This window comes from Billgrantia sulfidoxydans, assembly GCF_017868775.1.
Lineage (GTDB): Bacteria > Pseudomonadota > Gammaproteobacteria > Pseudomonadales > Halomonadaceae > Halomonas > Halomonas sulfidoxydans.
In genome coordinates this window covers 3,146,639-3,171,813 of the sequence record NZ_CP053381.1, presented here as the reverse complement: position 1 = coordinate 3,171,813, position 25,175 = coordinate 3,146,639, and the positions used below count along the sequence as shown (strand labels likewise).

The following is a 25,175-nucleotide window of genomic DNA, read 5'->3' as shown; positions in this document are numbered from 1 at the left end:
GCTGCGGGCTGCGGGGTTCGAAGCCCGAAGCCCGCATCTCGAAACTCTTCCAGAACGTTTCGTGCGGGCACGGCCCGCGATTTTTCCATGATGGCAGATAGGGCGCTAACCCCATGACCATGGATATCCAGGTGGCGGAGGGCGACGTCGAGCGCCTCTCGCTGCGCGAATACACCGAGAAGGCGTACCTCGACTACTCGATGTACGTCATCCTCGACCGGGCGCTGCCCCACATCGGCGACGGCATGAAGCCGGTGCAGCGGCGCATCGTCTACGCCATGCGCGAGCTGGCGCTGAACGCCAGCGCCAAGTACAAGAAGTCGGCGCGTACCGTCGGCGACGTGCTGGGCAAGTTCCACCCTCATGGCGACAGCGCCTGCTACGAGGCGATGGTGCTGATGGCCCAGCCGTTCAGCTACCGCTACCCGCTGGTGGACGGCCAGGGCAACTGGGGCAGCCCCGACGATCCCAAGTCGTTCGCGGCGATGCGCTACACCGAATCGCGGCTCTCCAAGTTTGCCGAGGTGCTGCTCGCCGAGCTGGGCCAGGGCACCGTCGACTGGACCCCCAACTTCGACGGCACCATGAACGAGCCGGTGGTGCTGCCGGCGCGCCTGCCCCACGTGCTGCTCAACGGCGGCACCGGCATCGCCGTGGGCATGGCCACCGACATTCCGCCGCACAACGTGAACGAAGTGGTCGAGGCCACCTGCCACCTGCTGCGCCATCCAGAGGCCACCACCGCCGACCTGATGCAGCACCTGCCGGCGCCGGACTTCCCCACCGCGGCCGAGATCATCACCTCCCGCGACGACCTGCGCAAACTCTACGAGAGCGGACGCGGCTCGGTGAAGCTGCGCGCGCGCTACGTGATGGAGGAGGGCAAGGTGGTGGTCACCGCGCTGCCCTATCAGGTCAGCGGCTCCAAGGTGCTCGAGCAGATCGCCGCCCAGATGCAGGCCAAGAAGCTGCCCATGGTCGACGACCTGCGCGACGAATCGACCCACGAGGAGCCGACCCGGCTGGTGATCGAGCCGCGCTCCAACCGTGTCGATATCGAGGCGATGATGGCACACCTGTTCGCCACCACCGACCTCGAGAAGAACATTCGCGTCAACCTCAACGTGATCGGCCTCGACGGCCGGCCGCGGGTGATGCCGCTGCCCGAGCTGCTTGGCGAATGGCTCACCTTCCGGCGCAAGACCGTGCGTCGGCGCCTGGAGCATCGCCTGGGCAAGGTCGAGGATCGCCTGCACATCCTCGAAGGCCTGCTCGCCGCCTACCTCAACATCGACGAGGTGATCCGCATCATCCGCGAGGAGGACGAGCCCAAGAGCGCGCTGATGGCCGCCTTCGGCCTCTCCGACCGCCAGGCCGAGGCCATCCTCGAGCTGCGTCTGCGCCACCTGGCCAAGCTCGAGGAGATGAAGATCCGCGGGGAGCAGGACGCGCTCGAAGCCGAGCGCAAGCGCCTCAAGGAACTGCTCGGCAGCGAGGCCAAGCTCACCGACCTGATCGAGGAGGAGCTGCGCGAGGCCGCCCGCGAGCACGGCGACGAGCGCCGTTCGCCCATCGTCGAGCGCGAGGAGGCCAAGGCGCTCTCCGAGGTCGAGCTGATGGGCGCCGACCCCATCACCGTGGTGCTCTCCGAGAAGGGCTGGATCCGTGCCGCCAAGGGCCACGACATCGACCCGGAAGGACTCTCCTACAAGTCCGGCGACCGCTTCGCCCTGGCCGGGCGCGGCAAGACCAACCAGCCGCTGGTGCTGCTCGACGACACCGGCCGCGCCTATACACTGGCCGCCCACAACCTGCCCAGCGCCCGCAGCCAGGGCGAGCCGGTCACCGGCCGGGTCAACGTGGTCGCCGGTGCGCACATGGCCGGGCTGATGCTGGCCCCGCCCGAGACCCGCTACCTGCTCGCCAGCGACGGCGGCTACGGCTTCGTGGCCAGGCTCGAGGAGCTGATCGGCAAGAACAAGTCGGGCAAGGCGGTGCTCTCGGTGCCCAAGGGCTGCCGGGTCATGGCGCCGGTACGCGTGCCCGAGGGCGAGGACATCTGGGTGGCGGCGGTCTCCAACGAGGGGCGGCTGCTGTTGTTCCCGCTGGAGCAACTGCCCGAGCTGGCCAAGGGCAAGGGCAACAAGATGATCGACATTCCCGGCGCCCGTGCCGCGCGGCGCGAGGAACTGGTGCGCGACATCGCGCTGCTGCCCGCGGGGGCGGGGCTGATCGTGCATGCCGGCAAGCGCCACCTGACCCTCAAGGACGCCGATCTGGACTATTATCGCGGCGAACGCGGTCGACGCGGCAGCAAGCTGCCCCGCGGCCTGCAGAAAGTGGATCGCCTGGAGAGTGGGGAATGACACGACGACTGCTGATCCGCGCCACCGGCGCGGCACGACCCGGCCAGCTGGCCGGCCTGGGCCAGGCCCTGGCGCGCAGCGGCGCACGGCTGCTCGACATCAACCAGAGCGTGACCTTCGGCATGGTCTCGCTGGAAGCGCTGGTCGGGCTCGACCGCGACAGCGACCTGGAGAGCGCGCTCAACCAGGCGGGCGATAGTCTGGGACTCGACGTGCAGGCGATCCAGGTCAGCGCCGAGGATTATCAGCGCTGGAGCGTGCAGGCCAGCGAGCCGCGGCTGATCCTGACCCTGCTCGCGCCGCACCTGCCCGCCGGCATCCTGGCCGAGGTCGGCGCGCTCACCGCCGAGCACGGCCTGACCGTGGAGCTGATCCACCGCCTCTCCGGTCGCGAGGCGCTGGACGGCGGCGTCCCCCCCTTCGGCGCCTGCGTCGAGTGCTGGCTGCGCGGCGAGGAGGTCGATCTCGATATCCTGCGCGAAAAGGCCCTGGCCTTGGGGGCCATGCACGGGGTCGATATCGCCATCCAGGAAGATTCGATCTGGCGTCGCCATCGCCGCCTGGTCTGCTTCGACATGGACTCGACCCTGATCCAGGCCGAGGTGATCGACGAGCTGGCGCGCCGCCATGGCGTCTACGAGGACGTTGCCGCAGTCACCGAGCGCGCCATGCGCGGCGAGCTCGACTTTCAGCAGAGCTTCCGTGAGCGCATGGCCAAGCTCAAGGGGCTCGACGAAGCGGTGCTCGTCGAGATCGCCGAGGAGCTTCCGCTGATGGACGGCGTCGAGCGCCTGATGAAGCACTTGAAGCGGCTCGGCTATCGCACCGCGATCCTCTCCGGCGGCTTCACCTACTTCGCCCGCCACCTGCAGGAGAAGCTCGGCTTCGACGAGGTCCACGCCAACGAGCTCGTCATCGAGAACGGCAAGGTCACCGGCGAGGTTCGCGAGCCGATCCTCGACGCCAGCCGCAAGGCCGAGCTGTTGCACGAGATCGCCGCCCGCGAAGGACTCGCCATGGAGCAGACCATCGCCGTGGGCGACGGCGCCAACGATCTCAAGATGCTCGCCGCCGCCGGGCTCGGCATCGCCTTTCGCGCCAAGCCGCTGGTGCGCAGCCAGGCGCGCCAGTCGATCTCGACCCTGGGTATCGATGCCGTGCTCTACCTGATGGGCTATCGCGAGGGGGATCTGGAGGACGACAGTCGGGCGGGTTGACCGGCAGTACTGGTGAAGCAAGGGGAAGTGGCGTACCTTCGAAGATGACTTGAAGAGCCTGTCTCGAAAGATCTGATCACATCGGAGAACGCCATGGCCCAAGCGCATTTCACCGCCGAGCTGCTGGACGAGCTGAACCTGCTCTGCCTGTACAACCTCGACACCAGCCAGGAGGGCATCAAGGTGCACTCCAATGCCGCGCCGGAAGCGGTCGCCGCCGCCACGCGGCTGCACGCCAAGGGCCTGGTGACCCAGGCCGACGGTGGCTATCTGACGCCGCGCGGCCGTGAGGCCGCCCACTACGCCCAGGAGCTCGCCGGGTTGCTGAACCCCGCCGAACTGACGACATGAGTTCGCCGACCGCTTGAGCGACATGACGACGCCCGCCTCCGAGAGGCGGGCGTCGCGCTTTCCGGCGAAAGACCGGCTCAGGTATTGAGCACCACGCCGCCGTTGAGATGCAGCGTCTGGCCGCTCATGTAGGAAGACTCCTCGCTGGCCAGGTAGACGTAAGCCGGTCCCATCTCGGAAGGCTGCCCGGCGCGGTTCATCGGCACCTGGCCGCCGAAGGAGGCGACCTTCTCGGCGGGGAAGCTGGCCGGGATCAGCGGTGTCCACACCGGACCCGGCGCCACGGCATTGATCCGGATCCCCTTCTCGGCGAGCGGCACCGCCAGCGAGCGCACCAGCCCCTGGATGGCGCCCTTGGTGGCGGTGTAATCGATCAGCGAAGGGTTGCCCTTGAAGGCGTTGATCGACGAGGTGCAGATGATCGTGTCGCCCTCGTGCATGTGGGGCAGGGCCGCCTTGGTCAGGTAGAAGTGACTGAAGACGTTGGTCTGGAAGGTGCGCTGCAGCTGCTCGTCGGGAATGTCGGTGATGTCGTCCCAGTCGTACTGCTCAGCCGAGTTGTGTACCACGATGTTGAGCTTGCCGAACTCGTTGAGGGTGCGATCGACGATGTCCTGGCAGAACGTCGGTTCTCCCACGTCGCCCTTGAGTACCAGGCAGCGGCGGCCTTCCGCTTCGATCAGGGACTGCGTTTCGCGAGCGTCGGTATCCTCCTCCAGGTGCACGATGACGCAGTCGGCGCCTTCGCGGGCGTAGTGCACCGCCACGGCACGGCCGATGCCACTGTCGCCGCCAGTGATGATCGCCACCTTGTCCCTGAGCTTGTCGGCGCCGCGGTAGCTCTCGCGAATATATTCCGGTCTCGGCTCCATCTTGTACTCGGCGCCGGGCTGGTGGGCTTGCTCTTGAGCTGGCTGTTTCTCTTGGCTCATGTGCCGGACTCCTTTTCCTGTGCACGTGATGTCTTGAAGGTAGGCAGCGCGCAACCGACTGGACAAGGCGGGGAGAGTGAATAAAGGTTTCGCTGTCGTAAGAACTGGTGAGGCCACCGGCCGTGTGCTCTCTTCGTTTCGCGCTCGTGATACCATCACGCCGCCTCGACCGCTGGTGTCGCCTGGTCTGCCGCCGGCGGTTCGGCTTCTGTCACTTCGGATTCCTGTCCAAGGTACTTTCGAGAATTTCCAATGAGCGCTTCTTTCGAAACCTGGCGCGACCGCTTCGAGCGACTGCGTGCCCACAAGGCCTTTGAGCTGACGGTAATCACCATCATCGTCGTCTCGGCCCTGCTGATCGGTGCCAAGACCTACGAGGAAGAGGTCAGCCCCTTCCAGGAGTGGCTGCTGCTGCTCGACACGGCGGTGACGGTATTCTTCCTGGTGGAAATCCTGATCCGCATGGCGGCGGAGAAGCGCCTGCGCGACTTCTTCAAGCGCGGCTGGAACGTCTTCGACTTCCTGATCGTCACCGCCAGCCTGATCCCCCTGGACGATTCCGAGATGGTGCTGCTGGCGCGGCTGCTGCGCATCTTCCGCGTGCTGCGTCTGGTCTCGATGATTCCCGAGTTGCGCATGCTGATCGCGGCGCTGTTCAAATCGATCCCGCGCATGGGTTACGTGGCGTTGCTGATGTTCATCATCTTCTACATCTACGGTGCCATCGGCAGTTTTCTGTTCGCCAGCGTCGATGAGAAGCTGTGGGGTAATATCTCGCTGGCCATGCTGACCCTGTTCCAGGTCGCCACCTTCGAGAGCTGGGCCACGGCGGTGCTCTACCCGACCATGGAGCACTACCCCTACGCCTGGATCTACTTTCTTACCTTTATCTTTCTGAATGCCTTCATTTTTCTCAACATGATGATCGGCATCGTGCTCGACGTGATGCAGAAGGAGAGCATTCAGGTGCAGTTGGAGAGCGGCGAGGGGGAAGCCGCCGAGCTGCATGGCCTGCGCAACGACGTGCGGGCGCTGAGCGACCAGCTGGCCCGCATGGAGGCAATGCTGGGGCGGCGCGGGGAGTAACGCTTCCGCTATGCTCTAATCAAACAGGCTCGATGGGCGAGCCGGATGTGGAGGAGAGGAAAAGGATGACCGACTTGTCACCCGCCGGTGCCAGGCACTTTCTGCCGCCCTACGTGCTCGAGCGCATCGCCAGCGCCGGTTCGGCCCGCCTCAGCGAGAGCGCTCGACAGACCCTGCTGGCTGACCGTCAGTTCCGCGCCCGTGCGGGTGGCGTGCCACTGCCGCAGGGCAGCGCCCGGCGCGGTGAGTCGGCCCGCTACGTGCATGACGCCGAGCAGCACCAGATCCTGCCCGGCAGGCTGGTGAGGCGCGAAGGGGAGGGCGACAGCGGCGACCCGGCCGTCGACGAGGCCTATCACGGGCTGGGGGCGACCTACCGGCTGTTCTGGGAGGCCTTCGAGCGACACTCCATCGACGATGACGGCATGGCGCTGCTGGCCACGGTGCATTACGGGAAGGACTACGAGAACGCCTTCTGGGACGGACGCCAGATGGTGTTCGGTGATGGCGACGGCGAGCTGTTCAATCGCTTCACCGTGGCGCTGGACATCGTCGCCCATGAGCTGACCCATGGCGTCATCCAGCACGAGGCGGCGCTGGCCTACGCGGGCCAATCCGGTGCGCTCAACGAGTCGCTGTGCGACGTGTTCGGCAGCCTGGCCAAGCAGCGCGAACTGGGGCAGAGCGTCGACGAGGCGGACTGGCTGATCGGCAAGGGGCTGTTCACCGAGCGGGTCGCCGGTCGGGCGCTGCGCTCCATGGCGAACCCGGGGAGCGCCTACGACGACCCGCTGCTGGGGCGCGACCCTCAGCCCGGCCACATGGACGCTTTCGTGGTCACCGAGGCGGACAATGGCGGGGTGCACATCAATTCGGGCATTCCCAACCGGGCCTTCCACCTTGCGGCCATGGCGCTGGGTGGCCATGCCTGGGAGCGGGCCGGTCGAATCTGGTACGACACGCTCGTCGACCGGCGACTGGAGCAGGATAGCGACTTCGCCGCCTTCGCCATGCTGACGCTGGACAACGCCGAGCGCCGCTATGGCGCGGCGAGTACGGAGGCCGGGGCGGTGCGCGAAGGTTGGCGAGGCGTGGGGGTATTGACGTGAGCCGGCCGCCTCGCCTGACGTCGGGCAGTGTGGTCCGGCTGCGCCGCGAAGGGGGCGTGGCTCACTTTCCCGGCCTGTCGCAGCCACGCTGCATCGACTGCGCCCGCTACAGCGAGGCGCAGCGCGACGAGCTGTGGCGATTGCTGTGCGGCGCGGAAGCCGGGGCCGGGCAGGTGGCATCGCCCGGCGCCGACCGGCGCCGCTTCTCCCTGAGCGTGGAGGATGCCGATGGCGCTTCGCTGTGGGCCCTGACAGTGGCCGAGGAAGCGTTGCCCCGGGAGCTCGTGGCGTGGTGGCAGCGGGCCGATACCGAAGCGGAAAGGGGAGGCGGGCCTTGACAAGCGTCGGCCATGCTGATTTTCTAGGGGGCATGAACACGACATTTTGCTACCTCAGCCTGAACCTACGACTACTAGCCGGCCTTTGAGTGTCGGGCGATGCGTTGCGCATCGCGTTTTTGTCCAGGTCAGTCGAGGTACCGAAATGTCAACCACCCGAATTGTTTCACGCTACGTACGTCGTTTCGCCGTGACCGCCATCGGTCGCGAGATCCGTCTCGTCCATTGCCACGACGCCCCGGTATGCGCCACGCAGCCGGGGCGTCGTCGTTTCTGAACGCCGCCTGTCCGAACCAGAGCCGCCAGCCAGGGAGACCGCCACCATGATGCTCGACAACCCCGCCGCCAAGTACCGCCCCTTCGTCGCCGTCGACCTGCCCGACCGCCAGTGGCCGAATCGCCGCATCGAGTCGCCGCCGCAGTGGTGCAGCGTCGACCTGCGCGACGGCAACCAGGCGCTGATCGACCCCATGGACCAGGAGCGCAAGCAGCGCTTCTTCGACCTGCTGGTGAAGATCGGCTTCAAGGAGATCGAGGTCGGCTTCCCCTCGGCGTCGCAGACCGACTTCGACTTCGTGCGCGCGCTGATCGAGCAGAACAAGGTGCCGGACGACGTCACCATCCAGGTGCTGACCCAGGCGCGCCCACACCTGATCGAGCGCACCTTCGAGTCGCTGAAGGGGGCCAAGAACGCCATCGTGCACGTCTACAACGCCACCGACCCGGTGTTCCGCCGCGTGGTGTTCAACGTCAGCAAGGAGGAGTGCATCGGCATCGCCGTGGACGCCACCGCCCAGATTCGCGAGCTGATGGAGGCGGCGCCGGAAACCAACTGGACCTTCCAGTACTCGCCGGAACTCTTCACCACCACCGAGATGGACTTCGCCAAGGAGGTGGTCGAGGCGGTGATGGAGGCCTACGGCGCCAGCGCCGGGAAGAAGATGATCGTCAACCTGCCGGCCACGGTGGAGGCGGCCACGCCCAACAACTACGCCGACCAGGTCGAGTGGTTCTGTCGCCACGTGAAGAACCGCGACCACCTGATCGTCAGCGTGCATCCCCACAACGACCGTGGCACCGGCGTGGCGGCAGCCGAGCTCACCGTGATGGCGGGCGCCGACCGCGTCGAGGGCACCCTGTTCGGTAACGGCGAGCGTACCGGCAACGTCGACATCGTGACGCTGGCCATGAACCTCTACACCCAGGGCGTGCATCCGGGGCTCGACTTCTCCAACATCACACCGATCATGCGCGAGGTGGAGTACTGCAACCAGCTGCCGGTACACCCGCGCCATCCCTACGTCGGCGATCTGGTCTTCACCGCCTTCTCCGGCTCCCACCAGGATGCGATCAAGAAGGGCATGGCCGAGCGTCGCGCCAATCCGGACGCCATGTGGGAGGTACCCTACCTGCCCATCGACCCGATGGATGTCGGCCGCAGCTACGAGGCGGTGATTCGCGTCAACAGCCAGTCGGGCAAGGGCGGGGTCTCCTACCTGCTCGAACAGGAGCACGGCATCGAGCTGCCGCGCCGGCTCTCGATCGAGTTCAGCCAGGTGGTGCAGGAGGTGGCCGACCGTACCGGCAAGGAGATCACCTCGCAGATGATCTACCAGGCCTTCGCCGACGAGTACCTGGCGCGAACCTCACCCTATGCCATGGTCAATCATCGCCTCTCCTCCGAGCCCGACAGCCCCAGGGTCAAGCTCGAGGCGACCATCGAGGAGCGCGGCGAGCGGCGCGCCATCGACGGCGAGGGTAACGGCCCGCTAGCAGCCTTCATCAAGGCCCTGGCGGCGGCCGGCCATGACGTGGAGATCATCGACTACCACGAACACTCCCGCGGCCAGGGCGCCGACGCCGAGGCGATTGCCTACGTGGAGGTGCGCATCGACGGCAAGGCGGTGTTCGGCGTGGGGACCGACGAGAGCATCACCAGCGCCTCGATGAAGGCAGTGATGAGCGCCATCAACCGGCATGTCTCCAACGAGCCGGCGGCGGCCAATGTGACGGCGGCGACGCTGGCGTAATTGGCGTTGCGTCAGCCCGCTAGGCTGGCTTGCCCTGCCGTCGACGGTCTGGGTCCTACAGCGGCGTCTTGCTCGCTTCGCCGGGGATTTCCCTGACCAGGCGGGGGAGCAAGAAGCCCGGCAGCTCCTCCCTGAGGCCCGCGACCAGTTCGCGGGCCTCTTCGTCGGGCACGTCGAAGTGAGCCGCACCCGCCACCGGGTCGAGCACGTGCAGGTAGTAGGGCAGCACGCCGGCATCGAACAGCCGCTCGGAGAGCTGGGCCAACGCCGCCACCGAATCGTTGACGCCGCGCAGCAGCACGCTCTGGTTGAGCAGCGTCACGCCGGCTTGCTTGAGCCGTGCGCAGGCCGCGACCACAGCGTCGTCGATCTCCTGAGCGTGGTTGATATGCAGCACCATCACCTTCTGCAGCCGCGTGGCGCCGAGCCAGCCGAGCATTGCGTCGTCGACCCGGTCGGGAATGACCACCGGCAGGCGGGTGTGGAGGCGCAGGCGCTTGAGGTGAGGGATCGCCTCGAGGCGTTCGACGAGCCAGGCGAGCTGGCGGTCGCTGGCGGCCAGCGGGTCGCCCCCGGAGAGGATCGCCTCGTGGATCGAGGCATCCTGCCTCAGCGTGTCGAGGGAGCGCTCCCACTGAGCCCGCGAGGGGCTGTTGTCGCCATAGGGGAAGTGGCGACGGAAGCAGTAACGGCAGTTTACCGCGCAGGCGGGGCTCGCAATCAGCAGCACGCGGCCGGCGTACTTGTGGATCATCCCCGGTCCCGGGGTGTGCTCGGCCTCTTCCAGCGGGTCGGTCACGTAGCCAGGTACGTTCTCACCCTCGGCGATCAGCGGCAGCACCTGGCGCAGCAGCGGATCATGCGGATCGCCATAGCGCATGCGAGCCAGGAATGCCTCGGGCACCCGCACCTCGAACAGGGCATGGCCCGCCTCGGCGCCGGGCAGCCACGAATCCTCCAGGCCAAGGCGCCGGCACAGCTCACGCGGGTCGCGGACCGCCCGCGACAGCTGGGTCTGCCAGGCGCTCGGCAGCGACAAGGGCTTCACGTCAGCGTTAAGCGATTCCGGTCTCTGCAAAAGGGCGGAGCTTCGGGTTATCATGCGGCACACCAGTCACAAAGGGGCGAGGGCTCGACTCCTCGTCGATTCGGTTTCTTGCGCGCCGCAGCCTGCTGCGGCGCGCCCGATCATTCGAGAGGCAACATGGCTAGCTATTCTACCAACGAATTCAAGGGCGGTCTGAAGGTGATGCTGGACGGCGACCCCTGTGCGATCGTCGAGAACGAATTCGTCAAGCCGGGCAAGGGCCAGGCGTTCAACCGCGTGAAGCTGCGCAACCTGATCACCGGCCGCGTGTGGGAGCGTACCTTCAAGTCGGGCGAATCCCTGGAAGGCGCCGACGTGGTAGACCTCGAGATGGAGTATCTCTATACCGACGGCGACATGTGGCACTTCATGAAGACCGACGGCTCCTTCGAGCAGTACGCGGTGGAGAAGAAGGCGCTGGGCGACACCCTCAAGTGGCTCAAGGAGCAGGTGGTCTACACCGTGACCCTGTGGAACGACAACGCCATCAGCGTAACGCCGCCCAACTTCATCGAGCTGGAAGTGGTCGAGACCGACCCGGGCCTCAAGGGCGATACCGCCCAGGGCGGTTCCAAGCCGGCCACGCTCTCTTCCGGCGCCGTGGTGCGGGTGCCGCTGTTCATCAACCAGGGCGAAGTACTGAAAGTCGATACTCGCTCCGGCGAATATGTGTCACGCGCCTGACCGGGTGCCTGGCTGTTTCAACGCCGAGTCCTGTTGGGCTCGGCGTTTTCGATGGTGACGACCATGCAAGAGATCGACTGGCGGCCCACGGCGAGTATCGAGACGCTGCGTGAGCGGGCAAGGCTACTGGCCGCGGTGCGTGCATTCTTCGCCGAGCGCGGCGTGCTGGAAGTGGAGACCCCGATACTGGGTCACGGCGGCAGCACCGACGTGCACCTGGCCTCGCTGTCCCTCGAGGCGACCACGCCGGCGGGGCGCGAGCGGCTGTGGCTGCAGACGTCGCCGGAGTTCCACATGAAGCGCCTGCTGGCCGCCGGCAGCGGGCCGATCTTCCAGCTGGCAAGAAGCTTTCGCGACGGCGAGGTGGGCAGCCGCCACAACATCGAATTCACCATGCTGGAGTGGTATCGCCCGGGCTTCTCCCTCGACGAGCTGATCGAGGAGACCGTGGCGCTGATACATCAGGTGCTCGGTCGAGAACTGGGGAGTGAGGCGGGCCCGCTGCACCGCCGGCGCTACCGCGAGCTGTTCCGCGAGGGGCTGGGGCTCGACCCCTTCAGCGTCGATCTCGATGAACTGCGGCGACTGGCCGGCGAGCGTGGCGGCCTCGACATGCGCGATGCCGGGCGCGACGGTTGCCTCGACCTGCTGATGAGCCTGGCCATCGAGCCTACGCTTGGGCACGAGGGGGTCGACGTGGTGGTGGACTACCCGGCCAGCCAGGCGGCCCTGGCGCGGCGCCATCGCGACCCGGAGGACGGCGAGTGGGTCGCCTCGCGCTTCGAGGTCTATCTCGCCGGGCTGGAACTCGCCAACGGCTACGACGAGCTCACCGATGCCGACGAGCAGCGTGCACGCTTCGCCGAGGACAATGCCGCCCGGCGACGGCTGGGCCTGTCCGAGGTAGAGGTCGACCGGCGCCTGCTCGCCGCGCTGGAACACGGCATGCCCGCGGGCAGCGGCGTGGCATTGGGTATCGACCGGCTGATCCAGCTTGCCCTGGGCAGGGCGAGCGTGGCGGAGGTCATGGCCTTTGCCACACCGCGCTGCTGAAGGTGCCTAGACGAAGTCGGGTGTATGTGACTGCGGCAAGCCACCCAGCGACTGGCCCATGCTGACCTTGGTCTTGGGGGCCAGGCCGGCATCGAAATCGACCCTGCCGGCGAAGGCCATCACCACCGTGGAGCCGAGCTTGAAGCGGCCCATCTCCTCACCGCGCTCCAGGCGAATCGGCTTGTCGAAGCGCACGCGCTGCACCTGGCCGGAGAGCGGCGTGATCTGGCCGGCCCACACCGTCTCGATGGCCGCGACGATCATCGCCCCGACCAGCACCACCGCCATGGGACCGTATTCGGTATCGAAGTGGCACACCAGGCGCTCGTTGCGGGCAAACAGGTTGGGCACGTGGTCGGTGGTGGCCGAGTTGACCGAGAACAGCCGGCCCGGCACGTAGACCATCTCGGTCAGGGTGCCGGCCAACGGCATGTGCACGCGATGGTAATCCTTGGGCGAAAGATAGACGTTGGCGTAGCTGCCACCGCTGTATCGTCTGGCGGCCACGGCATCGCCGCCGAGCAGGTCGACCACGGAGAAGCGATGGCCCTTGGCCTGCAGCAGACGGTCGGCTTCGATGGGACCGAACTGGGAGATGTTGCCGTCGGCAGGAGAGAGCAGGCCCTCGCCCAGGGGGCGGGCATCGGGCTTCAGCTCCCGGGTGAAGAAGTCATTGAAGGTGGCGTAGGCGGTGGGGTCGGGCTCGGCGGCCTCGCCCATGTCGACCTCGAAGGCCTTGATGAAGGCGCGGATCAGCGCATTCTTCAGCCAGGCGATGCGGGTTTCGGCAAGATAGCCCACCAGCCGCGAGAGCAGGTGGTGGGGAATCGGATACTGGATCAGGGCAAAGAACTTGGCGAGAGACAAGGTTAGGGTTCCGTAGCGTCTTGGTTGGTTTGTCTACTTTTCGATCGGCGTATCGTCGCGGTTGCCCCACTCCTGCCACGAGCCGGCGTAGCCGCGAATGTTCTCGAAGCCCAGCGCCTTGCCCACCAGCCAGGTGAAGCCGCTGCGATGGTGGCTCTGGCAGTGAGTGACCACTTCCATGTTCGGCGTCAGCCCCAGCGCCTCGAGCTCGGTGACGAGCTCGGCGTAGTCGCGAATGCGCAGCGCACGCTCCTTGTCCATGGCCTCGGTCCACTCCATGTTGACCGCACCGGGGATGTGGCCGAGCTGTTTGTTCTCGCCTTTCTCGCCGCGGTACTCGGCTGGCGAACGGGCATCCCAGATGGCAAAGCCCTTCTCGCCCAGGCGCTCCTGCAGCTCCAGTCGGTCGATGGCGACCTCCGGGTGCAGGATCTCGGCCTCGTAGTCGCTCGGCGTGGCGGCGGTCGGCTCACGGGACACGGGCTGGCCGGCCTGGCGCCAGGCGTGAATGCCGCCGTTGAGGTAGGAGTAGCGGGTGTGACCAATCAGCTCCAGCGTCCATAGCAGGCGCCCGGCCCAGCCGCCGCCCTCGTCGTCATAGGCCACCACGTGGGTGTCGCGGGTGAGGCCGAGCGACGAGAACAGCTGCGACAGCGCCTCGACGCTCGGCACCTCGTTGGCTACCTCGCCTTCGCCACGCAACAGGTGGCGGAAGTCGAGGAATATGGCGCCGGGAACGTGCCCCTCCTGGTAGCTTTCGGCCTTGAGCGGCACGTCGACGACCAGCAGCTGGGGATCGTCCAGGTGCGCGGCGAGCTGCTCGGGCTCGACGATCAGCGGCAGCAGGTTCTCTTCGGAACTCATGGCGCTCTCCTTATTCCTCGAAGTGGCGATGACAGGACGAATCAGGTCTCGTTGAGACTATCGACGATATGGCGGAAGCTGGCAAAACGCTCGGGGTGGATCTCGCCGCGCTCCACCGCCTCGAGCAGGGCGCAGCCCGGCTCCTGGCGGTGGCGGCAGTCGCGGAAGCGGCAGCGGCCGAGGAGGTCGCGAAACTCGATGAACCCCTCGGCGACCTGCTGTTCGTCCAGGTGCATCAGGCCGAATTCCCGAATGCCTGGCGAGTCGATCAATTCGGCGGCGTCGGCGCTGGGCAAGCGGTAGAGGCGGGCCGTGGTGGTGGTGTGGGTGCCCTTGCGCGAATCCTTCGACAGCGCGCCGATGCGCAGCGACTCGTCGGGCAGCAGGCGATCGATCAGTGACGACTTGCCCACGCCGCTCTGGCCGACGAACACCGAGGTACGCCCGGCCAGGCGAGCGAGCAAGTCGTCGAGCCCCGCTTCGCGGGCCGTGGTGGTGGCCACCACCGGGTAGCCGAGCGCCTCGTAGCGTGCCAGCAGCGCTCGCAGCTCGCCGCCGCTTTCGGGCAGCAGGTCGATCTTGTTGAGCACCAGTACCGGGGCGATGCCGGTGGCCTCGGCGGCCACCAGGTAGCGGTCGATCAGGTTGGGGTGTGGCGCCGGCTCGACGGCAAAGACGATCAGGATCTGGTCGATGTTGGCCGCCACCGGCTTGAGCTGGCCACGGGCGTCGGGGCGTTCCAGCACGTTGTCGCGCTCGCTGCGGGCCACCACCACGCCCTCGACCACGTTGCCCTCGGCATCCTGGGCGGCGCGCCAGGTGATCCGGTCGCCGGTGACCAGCCCCTCGAGATTGGCGCGCAGGTGGCAGCGAACGCTGGCCGCGCTGTCGTCGCCCTGGACGTCCAGCGTGCGGCCATAATGGGCGATGACCCGTCCCGGTCGTTCGGGGCCGTATTCGCCCGCGGCGAGCTTGTGCGAATCCTTGGCGTCGCGCTGCTCGGCGCGCCGAGACCGCTCGGCCTGTATCTTCTCGATTCGCCAGCGTTGCTGGCGGCTCAGCTTGCGTTTGCTCATGGGCGCCCGAAGATCGTTACAATGCTGGCATTGTACCCAGCGTGGCTCGGCCTGTCCTGCCGCGCCCTTCAACCTGGAGCCTGACCCATGCCCAACACTCCTGCGCCGCGTGAAGATCTGCTGGTGTGGATCGACCTCGAGATGACCGGGCTCGAGCCCGAGCGCGAGCGCATCATCGAAGTGGCCACCCTGATCACCGACAACGATCTCAACCTCATCGCCGAAGGGCCGGTGATCGCCGTGCACCAGCCCGACAGCCTGCTCGCCGCCATGGACGAGTGGAACCAGAAGACTCACGGCGAGTCGGGCCTGGTCGAGCGGGTCAAGCAGAGCCGTATCGACACCGCCGAGGCCGAGCGGCAGACCCTCGAGTTCCTGAAGCGCTACGTGGCGCCCGGCACCTCGCCCATGTGCGGCAACAGCGTGCATCAGGACCGGCGTTTCCTCGAACGCGAGATGCGCGAACTGCTGGCCTTCTTCCACTACCGCAACCTGGACGTCTCGACCCTGAAGGAGCTGGCCAAGCGCTGGAACCCGGGCGCACTGGCCGGCTTCAACAAGCGCAACACGCACCAGGCGCTTGACGACATTCGCGAGTCGCTGGCCGAGCTGGCGCACTATCGCAATACCTTCTTGCGGCTGGCCGGTAGCGAGCGCGACGAAGAGGAGTGAGCAACAAACCTGGCTCAGCCCTTGGAGGCATGAGTGGAGCTGTCATGCGAACGATTTGGCCGTGACGACAATACGAGCGAAATGAGGAGTAGTAGGCATACCTGGCTTGTGACACTTCGAGGTGAGCTGTCCCCGGAAAAGCCGCGGTTCAGCCACTATTCAGACGCGGGCGATGACTCTGCTACGCTTTTCCCGCTGCCGCTCGAGCGCCCAGCGCACGTGCTCGCGCACCAGGTCGGAGGGGTAGGCGAGGCGGGCACGCAGGGCGGCCTCCACGGCTTCGCTCCAGGGGGCGTTGCCCAGCCCCACTGCCAGGTTGCGCAGCCAGCGCTCGTAGCCGATGCGACGGATCGGGCTGCCGGCGGTCTTGTCGAGGAACTCCTCCTCGCCCCAGGCGAACAGCGACACCAGGCTGGCCCGATCCAGGTCGTGGCGCGGGGCGAAGTCGTCCTCCGCCGTGGCGCGGGTGAAGCGGGTGAAGGGGCAGACCAGCTGGCAGTCGTCGCAGCCGAACACGCGGTTGCCCATGGCCTCGCGATAGCGCTCGGGGATGCTGCCGAACAGCTCGATGGTGAGGTAGGAGATGCAGGCGCGGGAGTCGACCACCTTGTCCTCGACGATGGCCCCGGTGGGGCAGGCCGTGCGGCAGGCGCTGCAGCTGCCGCAGTGCTCGCTGTCGAAGGGGGAATCGAGGGGCAGCGGCAGGTCGACATAGAGCTCGCCGAGGAAGAACAGCGAGCCCGCCCGAGGGTTGAGCAGCATGGCGTTCTTGCCCACCCAGCCGAGCCCGGCCTTGCGCGCCAGGGCGCGCTCCATCACCGGCGCCGAATCGACGAAGGCACGATAGCCGAACGGGCCGATGCGTTCCTCGATCCACTGGGCCAGGGTGGCCAGGCGCTTGCGCATCAGCTTGTGGTAGTCGCGGCCCACCGCATAACGCGAGACATAGGCCGTCTGCGGCTGGCCCAGTACCTTGGCGCTCTCGACCTCCGCGGGCAGGTAGTCCAGGCGCACGCTGATCACGCGCAGGGTGCCGGGTACCAGCTCCTCGGGGCGCGTGCGCTTGTTGCCGTGCTTGGCCATGAAGCCCATCTTGCCGTGGTAGCCGGCATCGAGCCAGCGCTGCAGATGGCGCTCGTCCTCGGCCAGGTCGACATCGGCGATGCCCACCTGCTGGAAGCCGAGCTCGCGGCCCCAAGTCTTGATCGTCGTAGCCAGTTCGGCCAGCGCGTTGTCGTCCAGGGTCGCGGGGAGAGGCATGATCGAGAAAAAACCGGGCAAAAACACAGCGGGGGGATTGGCTTGTGCGCCGCAGCGCATACACTCCCATGATAAAGCAATGCCGGCTGGGAGACACGGGATGTCTGGCAATCGTTCCGACCACGAGCAGCTGACGCTGCGTCCACTGTACCGCGCCGACCAGGTCCGCGAACTCGATCGGCGCACCATCGCTGCGGGAATCGAGGGCTTCGCCCTGATGCAGCGGGCGGCCACGGCGGCCTGGCAGAGCCTCAGGGCGAGCTGGCCCGGGGTGAAGCGCATCAGCGTGCTGTGCGGCGGCGGCAACAACGGCGGCGATGGCCACGTGCTGGCCGCGCTGGCGGCGGTGGCCGGCGTCGAGGTGCAGCGCATTGCGCTGAAGCCGCCGAAGACGCTCGATGGCGATGCTGCGCGCGCCGCCGAAATGGCAACCGCCGCCGGCGTGGGGCTCGAGCCATGGCGCAAGGGGATCGCGTTCTCCGGCGAGGTGATCGTCGACGCCCTGCTCGGTACCGGCCTCACCGGTGAGGTGCGCGGCGAATTCCGCGAGGCCATCGAGGCGATCAACGCCAGCGGGCTGCCGGTGCTGGCCATCGACATTCCCTCCGGGCTCGCCGCCGATACCGGGGCCGAGCTCGGCGTGGCGGTGCGTGCGACACGTACGGTGACCTTCATCGGCGACAAGGTCGGCCTGCATACCGGGCGCGCGCCCGCACGTACCGGCGAGGTCCACTTTCGTGCCCTGGGCGTCGAGGCACGCCGCCATGCCGATCTGGTGCCGGCTGCAGAGCTGCTGGACAAGGCCTTGCTCGAGGTGTGGCTGCCGCCCCGCTCACGGGATGCCCACAAGGGGGCCATGGGCCATGTGCTGGTGCTGGGCGGTGCGCCGGGCTTCGGTGGGGCGGCGCTGCTCGCCAGCGAGGCAGCGGCGCGACTGGGCGCCGGCAAGATCAGCCTGGCCACGGCGCCCGAGCACGTCACCGCCTGCCTGACCTACCGCCCCGAGGTGATGGTGCACGGCCTGCGCGGCGCCGCCGAACTCGGCGAGCTGACGGAGAAGGCCGATGTGCTGGCGGTTGGTCCGGGGTTGGGGCAGGGTGCCTGGGGCCAGGGCATGCTGCAGGCGGCACTGGCTGCCTCGACGCCGCTGGTGGTGGACGCCGACGGCCTCAACCTGCTGGCCTCGCATTTCCCTGGGCAGCGCCGGGACGACTGGATCCTGACGCCTCACCCGGGTGAGGCGGCTCGCCTGCTGGGCTGCAGCGCGGCGGAAGTGGAGGCCGACCGGCCCGCGGCGGCGCGTGAGCTGCAGCGACGCTATGGCGGCGTGGTCGTGCTCAAGGGCGCCGGCAGCCTGGTGGCGGGGCCGGATGGCATGGCGGTATGCCCCTACGGCAACCCGGGCATGGCCTCGGGGGGCATGGGCGACGTTCTCACCGGGATTCTCGGCGCGCTGCTGGCCCAGGGGCTGGCAGGGCCAGTGGCGGCAAGGCTCGGTGTCATGGTGCATGCCATGGCCGCCGACATGGCCGTACGCGACGCGGGGGAGCGTGGTCTGCTGGCCGCCGATCTGGCATCCTATGCGCGAATCGTCGTCAACCCCGGGTTCGTGCCGGGGTTCCATTCGCTGGCGGGGGGCCATGATGCGCATAAGACTCGATGACGAGGAGCGTCAGGTCGTCTTCGGGCAGTGCCTGGGCACGGCCCTGAAGGGGCGCGGTCGTGTCTATCTCGAGGGCGAGCTGGGGGCGGGCAAGACCACGCTCACGCGCGGCATCCTGCGCGCTCATGGTCATGCCGGCGCGGTCAAGAGCCCGACCTATACGTTGCTCGAGCCCTACGAGCTGAAGGGCGGGCGGGTCTACCACTTCGACCTCTACCGCCTGGGCGACCCGGAGGAACTGGAGTTCATCGGCGGCCGCGACCTGTTCGCCGACGATGCGCTGTGCATCGTCGAGTGGCCGAGCCGGGGCGAAGGCTGGCTGCCCATGCCCGACCTGCACGTGGCTCTGAGCCTTTGCGATAGCGGGCGTGAGGCACGGCTCGAGGCGTATACCGAGCATGGCCGGTCGGCGCTCGAGGCGCTGGCGAGAGAGGCCGCTCTTGCCGACACGATCAGCAACGGAGAGCGTGAAACGCCGTGATGAGTACGCGATACCTGCCCATCGGTCATGTCGGTCACGCGGCCCGCTGCTGCCTGCTGCTGGTCCTGGCGCTGCTGGCTGCCCCGGCCGTGCCGGTCCAGGCGGCTCAGGTCGACAATATCCGCCTGTGGGCGGCACCGGATCATGCACGCCTGGTGTTCGACCTTTCGGGCCATGCCGAGGCCAACGTCTTCACCCTGGACAACCCGCGGCGCCTGGTGATCGACCTCGACCAGAGCGGGCTCGACACCGACCTGGCGAGCCTGGAGCTGGAGGGCAGCGCCATCACCGCGGTGCGCAGCGGAGTGCGCGACGGTGGCGGCCTGCGCGTGGTGCTGGAACTCTCCCGCGAGGTGGAGCCGCGCCACTTCACCCTGCCGCCCAACGATCAGTACGGCCATCGCCTGGTGGTCGACATGGAATATCCGGGCGAGAGCGCGGTCCAGAACCCCATCGACCCCATAGAGGCGATGATCCGCGAGCAGGAGATCGCCGCCAACCGACACCGCAACGAGGCCGACGGCGAGACCCCGCGCATCGACCCGGAGGTGGTGGCGCAGCAGCCGGCGGCGCCGCATCCGCGTCGCGACATCATCATCGCCATCGATGCCGGGCACGGCGGCGAGGACCCGGGCGCCATCGGTCCCAGCGGCGTCCGCGAAAAGGACGTGGTGATGGAGATCGCCCGGCGCCTGCAGCGCCTGGTCGACGACACCGAAGGCTTCCGCGCGGTGATGATCCGCGATGGGGACTACTACGTCGGGCTGCGCCAGCGGACCCGCATCGCCCGTGAGCAGAAGGCCGATTTCTTCGTCTCGATCCATGCCGATGCCTTCAACAGCCCGCGCCCCAACGGCAGCTCCGTCTATGCGCTGTCCCAGCGCGGCGCCACCTCGGAAACCGCCCAGTGGCTGGCGGCGAGCGAGAACCAGGCCGATCTGATCGGCGGCGTGGACGGCAACCTCTCGCTCAACGACAAGGACGAGGTGCTGCGCGGCGTACTGCTGGACCTGACCATGACCGCCACCCTCAACGATTCGCTGGCCATCGGTGGGCAGGTGCTCGATCAGCTGGGGCGCGTCAATCGTCTGCACAAGTCGCGGGTCGAGCAGGCCGGCTTCATGGTGCTGAAGTCGCCCGACATTCCCTCGCTGCTGATTGAGACAGGGTTCATCTCCAACCCCGACGAGGAGCGCCGCCTGCGCGATTCGGGCCATCAGCAGCGAATGTCGGAGTCGATCTTCGAGGGTATCCGGGCCCACTTCCGCAGCAACCCGCCGCCCGCGAGCCTGCTGGCCTGGGAGCGCGACAATCAGCGCACGCCCTCCGGCAACGAGTACCGCATCCAGCCGGGCGATACGCTGTCGCAGATCGCCGCGCGGCACGGCGTGCCGGTGGCGCAGCTCAAGCAGGCCAACGAACTCAATGGCGACGTGATCCGCGTCGGACAGGTATTACGGATTCCGCGCTCATGACGGTAGTCGACGACACCCGGCGCATCCGCGTCCTCGACCCCAGGCTGGCCAACCAGATCGCCGCCGGCGAAGTGGTGGAACGCCCGGCGTCGGTGGTCAAGGAGCTGGTCGAGAACGCCATCGATGCCGGCAGCCGGCGTATCGAGGTGGAGCTCGAGGCCGGCGGCGCCCGACTGATCCGCGTGCGCGACGACGGCAGCGGCATTGCCGAGGAGGACCTGCCGCTGGCGCTGTCGCGCCATGCCACCAGCAAGATCGCCTCGCTGGAGGATCTCGAAGGCGTGGCCAGCCTCGGCTTCCGCGGCGAGGCGCTGGCCTCGATCAGCTCGGTCTCGCGCCTCGAGCTCGTCGCCAACGTCGACGACGACCCGCGCAGTGGCTGGCGCGTGGTGGCCGAGGGGCGCCAGATGGAGCCCCGCGTCTCCCCCGCACCGCATCCGCGGGGCACCTCGGTCACGGTACGCGACCTGTTCTTCAACACGCCGGCGCGACGCAAGTTCCTGCGCACCGAGAAGACCGAGTACGGCCACGTGGAGGAGGCCTTCCGCCGCCTGGCGCTGTCGCGCTACGACATCGGCTGGGTGCTGCGCCACAACCAGAAGACCGTGCACCAGCTGCCGGCGGGCGACGATGCCGCCCGTCGCGAGCGACGCATCGCCGCGCTGCTGGGCAAGGGCTTCCTCGACAACGCCCTGCACCTCGATCTCGCCGCCGGCGGCCTGCGCCTGTGGGGCTGGGTCGGCCTGCCGACCCATTCCCGCGCCCAGGCCGACCAGCAGTACTTCTTCGTCAATGGGCGCGTGGTGCGCGACCGCCTGGTGGCGCACGCCATTCGCCAGGCCTACCGCGACGTGCTGTTTCACGGCCGCCATCCCGTCTTCGTGCTCTACCTGGAGGTCGACCCCGCGGTGGTGGACGTCAACGTCCATCCCACCAAGCACGAGGTTCGCTTCCGTGACGGCCGGCTGGTGCACGACTTCCTCTTCTCCAGCCTGTACCGAGCGCTGGCCGAGGCGCGTCCGGCCGCGCATGGCGGTGTTGCCGAGGGTGCCGCAGACGAGGCGTCCCCCATCGTGAGTCAGGGCGGCGAAGCCGCGGTGCAGGAGCCGGCCGGGCGCTGGCAGCAACAGGCCATCGGGTTGCATCACGCCAGCGAGCCGGCAGAACGGGTCACGGCCGATCGCGTGCGCGCCTTCATGAGCGGCTATCGCGCGCTGCATCCCGAGCATGAGGAGCATCTGCTGACACCGCAGCCGGCCGGCACCGAATCGGCCGGCGCCGAGGCATCGTCTTCGTCGCCGGTGCTTTCGGCCACGGCGGCATCGTCCCTGCCGGCGGCGGCGGAGGGCAGCGGCATACCGCCGCTGGGTTTCGCCATTGCCCAGCTGCATGGCATCTACATTCTCTCGCAGACAGCACAGGGCATGATCATCGTCGACATGCACGCCGCCCATGAGCGCATCGTCTACGAGCGCATGAAGGAGCAGGTGCACGGCGGGGCGCTCGAGGCGCAGCCGCTGCTGGTGCCAGTGTCGATGGCCGCCAGCCACGCCGAAGTGGCGACCGCCGAAGCCGAACGCGACGCCTTCAGCCGCCTGGGCGTCGAGCTCGACGTGGCGGGGCCGGAGACCCTGCTGGTACGCCAGGTGCCGGCGCTGCTCGCCGATGCCGACGTCGAGCCGCTGATCCGCGACATGTTGGGCGACCTCGAGCGCTATGGCCGCTCCGACCGCCTCGCCGCGCGTATCAACGAACTGCTGGCCACCATGGCCTGTCACGGCAGCGTGCGTGCCAACCGGCGCCTGACCGTCGCCGAGATGAACGCCTTGCTGCGCGACATGGAGCGCACCGAGCGCAGCGGCCAGTGCAACCATGGCCGCCCCACCTGGACCGAGATGTCGCTCAAGCAGCTCGACCGCCTGTTCCTGCGCGGGCAGTAAGGAAGCCTTCACGCCATGTCCGAACGACGCCCGCTCGCTATCCTGCTGATGGGGCCGACCGCCGCCGGCAAGACCGATCTCGCGATCGAACTGCACGAGCGGCTCGACTGCGAGCTGATCAGCATGGACTCGGCGATGGTCTATCGCGGCATGGACATCGGCAGCGCCAAGCCGTCGCCGCAAGAGCTGGCGCGCGCACCGCACCGGCTGATCGATATCCGCGATCCGGCCGAGCCCTACTCGGCGGCGGATTTTCGCGAGGATGCCCGCCGCGAGATGCGACGTATCAGCGCGGCCGGGCGCACCCCGCTGCTGGTCGGCGGCACCATGATGTATGCCAAGCGCCTGCTCGAGGGCGTGGCCAACCTGCCGGCGGCAGACCCGGCGATCCGCGCCGAGCTGGCGCGAGAGGTCGAACGCCACGGCCTGGCCGGGCTGCATGCCGAGCTCGCCAAGGTCGACCCCGAGGCCGCCCGGCGCATCCACCCCAACGATCCGCAGCGCCTGATGCGGGCGCTGGAGGTCTATCGAGCCAGCGGCACGACGCTGACCGAGCTGTGGCGTCGGCAACGTCCTGAAACCTTCCCCTGGGAAGTGCTGTCGATAGGTTTTACGCCCTTCGATCGCCGTGTGCTGCACGAGCGCATCGCCGCTCGCTTCGAGATCATGCTGAAGGCCGGCCTGATCGCCGAAGTCGAGGCGCTGAAGGCGCGTGACGATCTGCATCTCGGCCTGCCGTCGATGAAAAGCGTGGGCTACCGCCAGGTCTGGGAATACCTCGACGGCAAGGGCGATCTCGAACAGCTGCGCCAGCGCACCGTGGTGGCGACCCGGCAGCTGGCCAAGCGTCAATTGACCTGGCTGCGCAGCTGGACAGCGCTACACTGGGTCGATAGCCAGAGCCGGGATGCGCTGGACGCCGTCCTGAATTTCGTGCGTGAATCGGGCTCTTAGCGTAAGATGTTGGCTTCGAGTGGCCGGGTGACCAGCCGAGAATGAACACAACCTTCCACCCCTCATGAGAACGTATTAGGGAGAGGTAACATGTCCAAAGGGCAGTCCCTTCAAGACCCGTACCTGAACATCCTGCGCAAGGAGCGCATTCCGGTTTCGATTTTCCTGGTCAACGGCATCAAGCTGCAGGGACAGATCGAGTCGTTCGATCAGTTCGTGATCCTGTTGCGCAACACCGTCAGTCAGATGGTCTACAAGCACGCCATCTCCACCGTGGTGCCTTCGCGCAACGTGCGGCTACCGCCGCAGGACCCTGCGGCCCAGCCGGACAGCAATGCGTGAGGTATTGATTGTTTTTTGAACGACCCGATGCCGGCGAAACGGCAGTACTGGTCCATGTCGACTTCCAGGACGAGCGGGAACGCGAGGATCCGGGCGAGTTCATGGAACTGGTCCGTTCCGCTGGTGCCGAGCCGGCCATGCTGCTCAGCGGCAGCCGGCATCGGCCCGATTCGCGCACCTTCATCGGTAGCGGCAAGGTGGAGGAGCTCCGCGAGGCGCTGGCGGTGCATGGTGCCGAACTCGTCATCTTCAACCATGGCTTGAGCCCATCCCAGGAGCGCAACCTGGAGCGGGAGCTCAAGTGCCGGGTGCTGGATCGCACGGGGCTGATACTCGACATCTTCGCCCAGCGGGCGCGGACTCACGAAGGCAAGCTGCAGGTCGAGCTGGCCCAGCTGGAGTACATGTCCACGCGCCTGGTACGTGGCTGGACCCACCTGGAACGCCAGAAGGGCGGCATCGGTCTGCGCGGCCCGGGTGAGACCCAGCTCGAGACCGACCGCCGCCTGCTGCGGGCGCGCATCAAGGCCATTCACAAGCGCCTCGACAAGGTGCGCAGCCAGCGCAGCCAGAACCGCCGTGCGCGGGCCCGGGCGGAGATCCCCAGTGTCTCGCTGGTCGGCTACACCAACGCCGGCAAGTCGACGCTGTTCAATGCGTTGACCGAGGCGAAGGTCTATGCGGCCGACCAGTTGTTCGCTACGCTCGACCCGACCCTGCGCCGGCTGGAGGTCGGCGACGTTGGGCCGGTGGTGCTGGCGGATACCGTGGGTTTCATTCGCCATCTCCCGCACAAGCTGGTGGAGGCCTTCCAGGCCACCCTCCAGGAAGCGGCCGAGGCCTCGTTGCTGGTGCACGTGATCGATGCCGCCGACCCGGACCGCGAGCTCAACGTGGCCCAGGTCGAAGGCGTGCTCGACGAGATCGGTGCGCACGACGTGCCGATGCTCAAGGTAATGAACAAGATCGACCTGCTCGACAGTGCACCGCGCATCGAGCGCGACGGGCAGGGGCGGCCCGAAGTGGTCTGGCTGTCGGCGCGTGACGGGCTCGGGCTCGAGCTGCTCGGCCAGGCCCTTTCCGAGTGCCTGGCGGAGGACGTCATCGACTTCAGCATGCACCTGGCGCCCCAGCAGGGCCGGCTGAGGGCGGGCCTGCACGAGCTTGGCGCCGTGCGAGAAGAACACTACGAAGAGGGCGGGAAGGTGCGGCTCGAGGTGCGCCTGCCGCGCCGCGACTTCCTGCAGCTGATGGCCCGGTTGGGAGAGCGGGCGGAGGATTACCTGCCGTCCGAACTGCACCAGCGGCCGGTATGGGATGCATGACGA

The 25,175-nt window shown here is 67.4% G+C and carries 24 protein-coding genes; 18 read left to right on the top strand and 6 right to left on the bottom strand.

Annotated features, from left to right (window positions below; all coding sequences use genetic code 11):
* Positions 1–113: 113 nt before the first annotated feature.
* From parC to HNO51_RS14680, 3 genes are all read left to right on the top strand, one after another.
* Positions 114–2,366 (top strand): DNA topoisomerase IV subunit A, encoded by a 2,253-nt coding sequence (gene parC, locus HNO51_RS14690; protein ID WP_209537722.1) that lies wholly within the window; start codon positions 114–116, stop codon positions 2,364–2,366.
* Positions 2,363–3,583 carry a phosphoserine phosphatase SerB gene (gene serB, locus HNO51_RS14685; protein ID WP_209537721.1) on the top strand — a complete coding sequence of 407 codons (1,221 nt, stop codon included), beginning with the start codon at positions 2,363–2,365 and terminating at the stop codon, positions 3,581–3,583. Before parC ends, serB begins: the two co-directional genes overlap by 4 nt.
* 93 nt (positions 3,584–3,676) lie before the next feature.
* Positions 3,677–3,934 carry a TIGR02647 family protein gene (locus tag HNO51_RS14680; RefSeq protein ID WP_209537720.1) on the top strand — a complete coding sequence of 86 codons (258 nt, stop codon included), beginning with the start codon at positions 3,677–3,679 and terminating at the stop codon, positions 3,932–3,934.
* A gap of 77 nt (positions 3,935–4,011) precedes the next feature.
* Here HNO51_RS14680 and HNO51_RS14675 read toward each other — a convergent pair whose 3' ends face one another.
* Positions 4,012–4,866: an SDR family oxidoreductase gene (locus tag HNO51_RS14675; RefSeq protein ID WP_209537719.1), complete on the bottom strand. Its 855-nt coding sequence runs from the start codon at positions 4,864–4,866 to the stop codon at positions 4,012–4,014.
* 252 nt (positions 4,867–5,118) lie between these two features.
* Here HNO51_RS14675 and HNO51_RS14670 point away from each other — a divergent pair, with 252 nt between their 5' ends.
* From HNO51_RS14670 to leuA, 5 genes are all read left to right on the top strand, one after another.
* The gene (locus tag HNO51_RS14670) at positions 5,119–5,952 is read left to right on the top strand and encodes an ion transporter (RefSeq protein WP_197448032.1); all 834 of its coding nucleotides are present in this window, start codon (positions 5,119–5,121) and stop codon (positions 5,950–5,952) included.
* Positions 5,953–6,017: 65 nt separating this feature from the next.
* On the top strand, positions 6,018–7,061 hold the full coding sequence (locus HNO51_RS14665; protein WP_209537718.1) for a M4 family metallopeptidase: 1,044 nt from the start codon (positions 6,018–6,020) through the stop codon (positions 7,059–7,061).
* A complete protein-coding gene (locus HNO51_RS14660; protein ID WP_209537717.1) occupies positions 7,058–7,399 on the top strand; it encodes a protealysin inhibitor emfourin in 342 nt (113 codons plus the stop codon). Before HNO51_RS14665 ends, HNO51_RS14660 begins: the two co-directional genes overlap by 4 nt.
* Before the next feature lie 145 nt (positions 7,400–7,544).
* Positions 7,545–7,676, top strand: coding sequence for a hypothetical protein (locus tag HNO51_RS21170; protein ID WP_276571205.1), 132 nt, complete (start codon positions 7,545–7,547; stop codon positions 7,674–7,676).
* Positions 7,677–7,722: 46 nt separating this feature from the next.
* Positions 7,723–9,429: a 2-isopropylmalate synthase gene (leuA, locus tag HNO51_RS14655; protein WP_197448029.1), complete on the top strand. Its 1,707-nt coding sequence runs from the start codon at positions 7,723–7,725 to the stop codon at positions 9,427–9,429.
* Positions 9,430–9,484: 55 nt separating this feature from the next.
* On the opposite strand, the gene epmB is transcribed toward leuA, so the two are convergent.
* Positions 9,485–10,531, bottom strand: coding sequence for an EF-P beta-lysylation protein EpmB (gene epmB / locus HNO51_RS14650; protein ID WP_197448028.1), 1,047 nt, complete (start codon positions 10,529–10,531; stop codon positions 9,485–9,487).
* A 102-nt stretch (positions 10,532–10,633) separates the two neighbouring features.
* Here epmB and efp point away from each other — a divergent pair, with 102 nt between their 5' ends.
* Positions 10,634–11,200: an elongation factor P gene (efp, locus tag HNO51_RS14645; RefSeq protein ID WP_197448027.1), complete on the top strand. Its 567-nt coding sequence runs from the start codon at positions 10,634–10,636 to the stop codon at positions 11,198–11,200.
* A gap of 63 nt (positions 11,201–11,263) precedes the next feature.
* Complete coding sequence (gene epmA / locus HNO51_RS14640) at positions 11,264–12,253, top strand: EF-P lysine aminoacylase EpmA (RefSeq protein WP_209537716.1); 990 nt, start codon at positions 11,264–11,266, stop codon at positions 12,251–12,253.
* A 6-nt stretch (positions 12,254–12,259) separates the two neighbouring features.
* Here the strand turns inward: epmA and asd are convergent, their stop codons facing one another.
* From asd to rsgA, 3 genes are read right to left on the bottom strand one after another with little or no spacing between them, the layout of a single operon-like run.
* Positions 12,260–13,120, bottom strand: a complete 861-nt coding sequence (asd, locus tag HNO51_RS14635; RefSeq protein WP_209537715.1) for an archaetidylserine decarboxylase — start codon at positions 13,118–13,120, stop codon at positions 12,260–12,262.
* A 33-nt stretch (positions 13,121–13,153) separates the two neighbouring features.
* A complete protein-coding gene (locus tag HNO51_RS14630; protein ID WP_209537714.1) occupies positions 13,154–13,984 on the bottom strand; it encodes a sulfurtransferase in 831 nt (276 codons plus the stop codon).
* A gap of 41 nt (positions 13,985–14,025) precedes the next feature.
* Positions 14,026–15,060, bottom strand: coding sequence for a small ribosomal subunit biogenesis GTPase RsgA (gene rsgA / locus HNO51_RS14625; RefSeq protein WP_197448023.1), 1,035 nt, complete (start codon positions 15,058–15,060; stop codon positions 14,026–14,028).
* An 87-nt stretch (positions 15,061–15,147) separates the two neighbouring features.
* Between rsgA and orn the strand changes: the two genes are divergently transcribed.
* Complete coding sequence (gene orn / locus HNO51_RS14620; protein WP_197448022.1) at positions 15,148–15,732, top strand: oligoribonuclease; 585 nt, start codon at positions 15,148–15,150, stop codon at positions 15,730–15,732.
* Between the two features lie 159 nt (positions 15,733–15,891).
* On the opposite strand, the gene queG is transcribed toward orn, so the two are convergent.
* Entirely contained in the window at positions 15,892–16,992 is a 1,101-nt protein-coding gene (gene queG, locus HNO51_RS14615; RefSeq protein ID WP_209537713.1) for a tRNA epoxyqueuosine(34) reductase QueG, read from the bottom strand.
* 100 nt (positions 16,993–17,092) lie between these two features.
* Between queG and HNO51_RS14610 the strand changes: the two genes are divergently transcribed.
* The 7 genes from HNO51_RS14610 (at position 17,093) to hflX (ending at position 25,172) form a co-directional block, all read left to right on the top strand.
* Positions 17,093–18,655, top strand: coding sequence for an NAD(P)H-hydrate dehydratase (locus tag HNO51_RS14610; protein ID WP_209537712.1), 1,563 nt, complete (start codon positions 17,093–17,095; stop codon positions 18,653–18,655).
* Positions 18,636–19,136, top strand: a complete 501-nt coding sequence (gene tsaE, locus HNO51_RS14605) for a tRNA (adenosine(37)-N6)-threonylcarbamoyltransferase complex ATPase subunit type 1 TsaE (protein WP_197451064.1) — start codon at positions 18,636–18,638, stop codon at positions 19,134–19,136. Before HNO51_RS14610 ends, tsaE begins: the two co-directional genes overlap by 20 nt.
* Positions 19,136–20,611 (top strand): N-acetylmuramoyl-L-alanine amidase, encoded by a 1,476-nt coding sequence (locus tag HNO51_RS14600; protein ID WP_234283738.1) that lies wholly within the window; start codon positions 19,136–19,138, stop codon positions 20,609–20,611. Before tsaE ends, HNO51_RS14600 begins: the two co-directional genes overlap by 1 nt.
* Positions 20,608–22,551, top strand: a complete 1,944-nt coding sequence (gene mutL / locus HNO51_RS14595) for a DNA mismatch repair endonuclease MutL (RefSeq protein WP_209537711.1) — start codon at positions 20,608–20,610, stop codon at positions 22,549–22,551. Before HNO51_RS14600 ends, mutL begins: the two co-directional genes overlap by 4 nt.
* A 15-nt stretch (positions 22,552–22,566) precedes the next feature.
* On the top strand, positions 22,567–23,505 hold the full coding sequence (miaA, locus tag HNO51_RS14590; protein WP_209537710.1) for a tRNA (adenosine(37)-N6)-dimethylallyltransferase MiaA: 939 nt from the start codon (positions 22,567–22,569) through the stop codon (positions 23,503–23,505).
* 90 nt (positions 23,506–23,595) lie between these two features.
* A complete protein-coding gene (hfq, locus tag HNO51_RS14585; protein ID WP_103968388.1) occupies positions 23,596–23,847 on the top strand; it encodes an RNA chaperone Hfq in 252 nt (83 codons plus the stop codon).
* Positions 23,848–23,855: 8 nt separating this feature from the next.
* Positions 23,856–25,172: a ribosome rescue GTPase HflX gene (gene hflX / locus HNO51_RS14580; RefSeq protein ID WP_197448017.1), complete on the top strand. Its 1,317-nt coding sequence runs from the start codon at positions 23,856–23,858 to the stop codon at positions 25,170–25,172.
* The last annotated feature ends 3 nt before the right edge of the window (positions 25,173–25,175 follow it).

Bases quoted from the DNA above. Each gene is read 5' to 3' on its own strand.
- queG (WP_209537713.1), bottom strand. From the start codon at position 16,992: ATGCCTCTCCCCGCGACCCTGGACGACAACGCGCTGGCCGAACTGGCT.
- HNO51_RS14665 (WP_209537718.1), top strand. From the start codon at position 6,018: ATGACCGACTTGTCACCCGCCGGTGCCAGGCACTTTCTGCCGCCCTAC.
- rsgA (WP_197448023.1), bottom strand. From the start codon at position 15,060: ATGAGCAAACGCAAGCTGAGCCGCCAGCAACGCTGGCGAATCGAGAAG.
- leuA (WP_197448029.1), top strand. From the start codon at position 7,723: ATGATGCTCGACAACCCCGCCGCCAAGTACCGCCCCTTCGTCGCCGTC.
- HNO51_RS14680 (WP_209537720.1), top strand. From the start codon at position 3,677: ATGGCCCAAGCGCATTTCACCGCCGAGCTGCTGGACGAGCTGAACCTG.
- HNO51_RS21170 (WP_276571205.1), top strand. From the start codon at position 7,545: ATGTCAACCACCCGAATTGTTTCACGCTACGTACGTCGTTTCGCCGTG.
- miaA (WP_209537710.1), top strand. From the start codon at position 22,567: ATGTCCGAACGACGCCCGCTCGCTATCCTGCTGATGGGGCCGACCGCC.
- epmA (WP_209537716.1), top strand. From the start codon at position 11,264: ATGCAAGAGATCGACTGGCGGCCCACGGCGAGTATCGAGACGCTGCGT.
- HNO51_RS14600 (WP_234283738.1), top strand. From the start codon at position 19,136: ATGAGTACGCGATACCTGCCCATCGGTCATGTCGGTCACGCGGCCCGC.
- orn (WP_197448022.1), top strand. From the start codon at position 15,148: ATGCCCAACACTCCTGCGCCGCGTGAAGATCTGCTGGTGTGGATCGAC.
- parC (WP_209537722.1), top strand. From the start codon at position 114: ATGACCATGGATATCCAGGTGGCGGAGGGCGACGTCGAGCGCCTCTCG.
- HNO51_RS14610 (WP_209537712.1), top strand. From the start codon at position 17,093: ATGTCTGGCAATCGTTCCGACCACGAGCAGCTGACGCTGCGTCCACTG.
- mutL (WP_209537711.1), top strand. From the start codon at position 20,608: ATGACGGTAGTCGACGACACCCGGCGCATCCGCGTCCTCGACCCCAGG.
- HNO51_RS14670 (WP_197448032.1), top strand. From the start codon at position 5,119: ATGAGCGCTTCTTTCGAAACCTGGCGCGACCGCTTCGAGCGACTGCGT.
- epmB (WP_197448028.1), bottom strand. From the start codon at position 10,531: ATGATAACCCGAAGCTCCGCCCTTTTGCAGAGACCGGAATCGCTTAAC.
- tsaE (WP_197451064.1), top strand. From the start codon at position 18,636: ATGCGCATAAGACTCGATGACGAGGAGCGTCAGGTCGTCTTCGGGCAG.
- hfq (WP_103968388.1), top strand. From the start codon at position 23,596: ATGTCCAAAGGGCAGTCCCTTCAAGACCCGTACCTGAACATCCTGCGC.
- serB (WP_209537721.1), top strand. From the start codon at position 2,363: ATGACACGACGACTGCTGATCCGCGCCACCGGCGCGGCACGACCCGGC.
- HNO51_RS14630 (WP_209537714.1), bottom strand. From the start codon at position 13,984: ATGAGTTCCGAAGAGAACCTGCTGCCGCTGATCGTCGAGCCCGAGCAG.
- efp (WP_197448027.1), top strand. From the start codon at position 10,634: ATGGCTAGCTATTCTACCAACGAATTCAAGGGCGGTCTGAAGGTGATG.
- HNO51_RS14675 (WP_209537719.1), bottom strand. From the start codon at position 4,866: ATGAGCCAAGAGAAACAGCCAGCTCAAGAGCAAGCCCACCAGCCCGGC.